Here is a 4,739-nt window from a genome sequence, read left to right as displayed (position 1 = left end):
GCCGCCCACTTCGCGTTCGTGGAGTCCGCGCTCCCCGAGCCCGCGCCGGGCACCGCCCTCGTGGAGAACCTCTACTGGTCCGTCGACCCCTACCACCGCGAGATGATGGACGGCGGCTTCGCGCTGCACGCCCCCTTGGAGGGCCGCACGCTCGGCCGCGTCGTCGACTCCCGCGACCCCGCGCTCCCCGAGGGCGAGATCGTCTTCCACCGCCAGGGCTGGCGCACGCACGCCGTGGTCACCGCCGCCGAGGTCCGCCGCGTCCCCCGCTTCGACGGCGTGCCGCTCTCCGCACACCTGGGCATCCTCGGCGGCACCGGCCTGACCGCGTATGTGGGCCTCACCCGGATCGCCGAACTCCGCGAGGGGCAGGACCTGTTCGTCTCCGCGGCGGCGGGCGGCGTCGGCACGGCGACGGGACGGCTGGCCCGGCTCATGGGCGCGGGACGGCTCGTCGGCAGCGCGGGCACGGCGGCGAAGACGGCGTACCTGACGGAACACGTCGGCTACGACGCCGCGTTCGACTACCACGCGGGCCCCGCGGCCGACCTCCTGGCGAAGGCGGCCCCCGACGGCATCGATGTCTACGTGGACAACGTCGGCGGCGAGCATCTGGAGGCGGCGATCTCCTCGCTGCGCGAGTTCGGACGGATCGTACGCATCGGCACCATCGCCCAGTACAACGCCACCGGCGCGCCCTACGCGCTGCGCAACCTCCCCGACATCGTCGAGAAGAGCCTGCGCATGGAGGGCTTCCTCGTGAGCAACCACCGTGCCGTGCAGGAGGAGTTGTACGAGTTCGTGGTGCCGCACCTGCGGAGCGGGCGGGTCGGGCTCGACGAGACGGTGGTGCCGGGCTTCGACCGGATCGTGGACGCGTTCCTGGGGATGCTGCGGGGCGAGAACGTGGGAAAGATGATCGTGCGGTCGGCCCTGGCGGAGGGCTAGAACACATCCCCCTCACGCCAGTCGATGAGGAGTTCGTACGCGGGGTCGAGCCCGGCGGCGCCCCGCAGCAGCGGCGGGTCCTCCTCCGGCATGAGGACCGCGCCGGCCGGGCCGAGCGTGCCGACCGCACCCGGCCACCGCGTCCAGCCGCGCCCGAGGTACAGCCGCTCCCCCTCGGCCGACGCGGAGAGCGCGCCCAGGTCGTACGCCCCGTCGACGACTCGCTCCAGGGCGCCCATCACCCGGCCGCCGAGCCCCCGCCGCCGGCGGTCCGTGCGGACGGCGACCGCCTCGACGTAACCGACGCGCAGCGAACGGCCGTTGTGCAGGATCCGGCGCTGGACCACAGACCCGTGGGCGACCAGCGCGCCCCCGGCCTCGTGGATCAGGGCGTGGACGCCACCGAGGCCGTGGTCCCAGTCCTGGTCGCCGAAGTCGCCGTCGAAGGCCTCGTCGAGCAGGGCGCGGGCGGCGCGCAGCTCGGCCGGGGTCAGCTCGCTGGTGTGGGCCGTACGCAGAATGCTTTCCGTCACCTCGACAGCGTACTCAGGCCCGAAGTGGCCCCCAATTGGTCTGCACCATAGCGCCGGAGGCACCCCTCACAGCAGAATCGGAGCCATGTCTGAGACCGAGCAGCAGCAAGAGTGGACCCCCATCCATGGCGAGCCCTACCGCTCTGTCCCGTACCGCCCCGCGCGCATGCCCGAGGCCGAATCCCTGGCGCACGCCGCCGAGTTGCGGGAGCGGATGCGGGAGCGGCGCACGGTACGGCAGTTCGCGCCGGACCCGGTGCCCGCGCAGGTCGTGCGGGACGCCATCGCGTGCGCGGCGACCGCGCCGTCCGGCGCGCACCAGCAGCCGTGGACGTTCGTCCTCGTCCAGGACCCGGAGGTCCGCCGCCGCATCCGCGAGGCCGCCGAGCACGAGGAGCGCGTCTCGTACGACGGCCGGCTCGGCGAGGAGTGGCTGGCGGCGCTGCGCCCCCTCGGCACGGACGAGGTGAAGCCGCACCTGACGGACGCGCCCGCGCTGATCGTCGTCTTCCAGCAGCGGTACTGGCTCGGCGAGGACGGCACCAAGCACAAGCACTACTACGTAGACGAGTCGGTCGGCATCGCGGTGGGCATGCTGCTCTCCGCCCTGCACCTGTCGGGCCTCGCCGCACTCATCCACACCCCGAGCCCGATGCGTTTCCTCTCCCAGGTACTCGGCCGCCCCGAGAACGAGAAGGCGTTCGCGGTGATCCCGGTGGGCTATCCGGCACCGGACTGCCAGGTCCCCGACCTGGTTCGCAAGTCGCTCGATCAGGTCCTCGTGGAGGTCTGAGCGGACACGACCGGCGCAGCGCGAAGACCGTCCGGCTCCCGCCCTGCATGCGGCCACCGCGGCCACCGGCCTGAGGGGCGTACACCGGCCCGCGGACGTGCCGCGATCAGCTCTGCCCCTCCGGCGGCTGCGGTCCGCCCGAGGGCAGCGCCGCGGTGCTCCGCAGCACCTGGACCAGTTCGAGGCAGAGTCGTGTCCGTTCGTCAGGTGAGCAGTCGGCGAGTGCCCCGCGCAGCATGCGCAGGATCTGTGTGTCCCGGTAGACCCTCATCACTGCCTGGAGCAGCCCGAGCAGGATTCCGAGGAGGAGCACCGACAGGACGACGGCCTCCACGGCCTTCACCGGTACCTCTTGCGGTTCGCGGCGGCGATCCGCTCGACGCCGTCTTCCTTGCACCAGTTGGCGTGCAGGCAGCGCAGCACGAGGGCGGCGTCACCGAGGTCGATGCGCTCCGGGTGCGGATCACGGCTGAAGCTCGGCCGGCAGTCCACACCATCGGCGGCTGCGGTGATTCCACTGCGCCTCAGGTCGGCGGCGACCTCCTTGGCGGGCACACCACAGCACCACTCGATGACGATGTCCTCCGTGTGGTGGTTGTAGGTATTGGCCCAGCCGTGTGCGCTCCCCGCGACGTTGATCAGGCACGGACGCCGCAACACCCGGCTGAACAGCAGGTCACGGGTCTCGCCACTGGCCGCATGGCCATATCCCGCTCCCCACTCGGCGATCTCCTGGCGCTCGACACGCGAGAGCCGGGTCGGCGCGTCTCGCCAGATGTCGGTCATGCCCCGTTCCCGCCCCGGGAGCCGCGGGGTCCAGTCGGGGTCCTCGTGGGCCAGACGCACGGAGGCCGAGCCACCCACGTCCACCAGGAGCCAATGCCCGTCGGAGCACGTGAGGCGCAGCCCGGGGACCCCGCGCATGCCGCCGAAGAAGGCGTCGAAGCGTGGCATCAGTTCGGCCACCATCCGGTTCGCCATGACCGGATGCAGGCGGAGAACAGGCTGGTCGGGGCAGGGGTCCACGCCCCGCAACCCCAGCACGGCACCGTCGAGTTGGCAGTCTCGCAGCGGTTCGGTCAAGCTGTGCGCGAGGAGGGCCTCGAATCGCCGCTGATCGGAACTGGCCGCGTCCGGTACGGGCCGCAGGCGCGAGATCCGGTTCTCCTCGGCCCAGTTCAGGCTCCGCTGGTAGCCGACACCGGTCGCCTTGTCACACATGTCGGCCGCACGCCGGCGATTGCTCTGCTTGGACATACGTCCCCCTGTGGTTCTGTCGCCCGGCGCGACCACTGAGGTGATGCGTACATCCCTGACACGAACTGCCCGTGCTCGTAGGTGGGTTCGTCAGAGCCCTTCACTCCCTCCAAGGTGCCGGGTCCTTGGAGTGTGGAGCACGCCTGCCTACCGGCGCGGGGCCAGGCTACAACACGGACACCCGGCGTCGTCGGCGTTCCCATACCCCGCCCTCCTCTTGCCGCGCGGCTTCCGTACCCGGCCCACGCGCCGCCCGGTACCGTCATGATCATGAACGTAACTCCCTCCCGTAGATCCCTCCTTGGCGCCGCGGCCGCGGCCCCCGTGTTCCTCTCGGTGCCCGGCGCCGCGCACGCGACGCCCTCGGCGGGTGCCCGGCGCCGGCTGCGTGAGCTGGAGAAGGGGTATCCGGGCCGCATCGGTCTGCACGCCCTGGACACCGGTACCGGCGCCACCCTCGGCTACCGCGCCGACGAGCGGTTCGCGATCGCCTCGACGTTCAAGGTGCTCGCCGCCGCCGCGATCCTGCGCAGGGCGCGCGAGGAGGAGCCGGGGCTGCTCGACGTACTGATCCGGTACGGGCGCGACGATCTGGTCACCTACTCGCCCCGGTGCGAGATGCACCTCCCGACCGGCATGACGGTCCGGGAGCTGTGCGACGCGACGGTCACCTACAGCGACAACGCGGCGGGCAACCTCCTGCTGCGCCGGCTCGGCGGCCCCTCGGGCATCACCGAGTTCGCCCGCTCCCTCGGCGATACCCGGACCCGCCTCGACCGCTGGGAGACCGACCTCAACACCAACATCCCCGGCGACCCGCGCGACACGACGACCCCGGCGGCCATGACCGCGAACCTGCGCAAGCTCGTCCTCGGCGACGCCCTCGCCGCGCCCGACCGCGACCAGCTCGTGCGGTGGCTCGTGGAGAACACCACCGGCGACGCCCGGATCCGCGCCGGGCTCCCGGAGGGCTGGCGGGTCGGCGACAAGACCGGCTCGCCCGCGTACGGCGGGGTCAACGACGTCGCCGTGGCCTGGCCCCCCAGGGGCGGCGCCCCGCTGGTCATCTCCGTCTACACGACCCGCCTGGACCCGGACACCCCCGGCGAGGACCGCATCGCCGCCGACATGACCCGGATTGCCGTCGACGCCCTCACCTGAGCCCGAGAGGGCCGGGAAAGACACACCGCCTCCGACCGGGGTGGGGC

6 protein-coding genes are annotated in these 4,739 nt (G+C 72.1%); 3 read left to right on the top strand and 3 right to left on the bottom strand.

Annotated elements, in window-relative coordinates; all coding sequences use genetic code 11:
- Positions 1-948, top strand: a 948-nt coding sequence (locus tag GKQ77_RS27975) for an NADP-dependent oxidoreductase (protein ID WP_219691708.1), incomplete at its 5' end; no start/stop codon positions are given.
- Here GKQ77_RS27975 and GKQ77_RS27970 read toward each other — a convergent pair.
- Positions 945-1,517: a GNAT family N-acetyltransferase gene (locus GKQ77_RS27970; protein WP_372460000.1), complete on the bottom strand. Its 573-nt coding sequence runs from the start codon at positions 1,515-1,517 to the stop codon at positions 945-947. The genes GKQ77_RS27975 and GKQ77_RS27970 overlap by 4 nt on opposite strands.
- 49 nt (positions 1,518-1,566) lie before the next feature.
- On the opposite strand from GKQ77_RS27970, the gene GKQ77_RS27965 reads away from it, so the two are divergent.
- The gene (locus tag GKQ77_RS27965) at positions 1,567-2,274 is read left to right on the top strand and encodes a nitroreductase family protein (protein ID WP_219691706.1); all 708 of its coding nucleotides are present in this window, start codon (positions 1,567-1,569) and stop codon (positions 2,272-2,274) included.
- A gap of 106 nt (positions 2,275-2,380) precedes the next feature.
- Here GKQ77_RS27965 and GKQ77_RS27960 read toward each other — a convergent pair whose 3' ends face one another.
- Together GKQ77_RS27960 and GKQ77_RS27955 are read right to left on the bottom strand one after the other, a co-directional pair.
- A complete protein-coding gene (locus GKQ77_RS27960) occupies positions 2,381-2,617 on the bottom strand; it encodes a hypothetical protein (RefSeq protein ID WP_219691705.1) in 237 nt (78 codons plus the stop codon).
- Positions 2,614-3,531, bottom strand: coding sequence for a hypothetical protein (locus GKQ77_RS27955; protein WP_219691704.1), 918 nt, complete (start codon positions 3,529-3,531; stop codon positions 2,614-2,616). Before GKQ77_RS27955 ends, GKQ77_RS27960 begins: the two co-directional genes overlap by 4 nt.
- A gap of 270 nt (positions 3,532-3,801) precedes the next feature.
- Between GKQ77_RS27955 and bla the strand changes: the two genes are divergently transcribed.
- On the top strand, positions 3,802-4,692 hold the full coding sequence (bla, locus tag GKQ77_RS27950; protein ID WP_372459999.1) for a class A beta-lactamase: 891 nt from the start codon (positions 3,802-3,804) through the stop codon (positions 4,690-4,692).
- Positions 4,693-4,739: the final 47 nt, after the last annotated feature.

It is taken from the genome of Streptomyces anatolicus, assembly GCF_019400875.1.
GTDB classification, from domain to species: Bacteria; Actinomycetota; Actinomycetes; order Streptomycetales; family Streptomycetaceae; genus Streptomyces; species Streptomyces anatolicus.
The sequence above is the reverse complement of the archived record's forward strand: the minus strand, read 5'-3'. Positions and strand labels throughout refer to the sequence as shown.

What these genes read in the sequence shown, in the direction of transcription:
- GKQ77_RS27965 (WP_219691706.1), top strand. Translation starts at nt 1,567, where the DNA reads ATGTCTGAGACCGAGCAGCAGCAAGAGTGGACCCCCATCCATGGCGAG.
- GKQ77_RS27955 (WP_219691704.1), bottom strand. Translation starts at nt 3,531, where the DNA reads ATGTCCAAGCAGAGCAATCGCCGGCGTGCGGCCGACATGTGTGACAAG.
- bla (WP_372459999.1), top strand. Translation starts at nt 3,802, where the DNA reads ATGAACGTAACTCCCTCCCGTAGATCCCTCCTTGGCGCCGCGGCCGCG.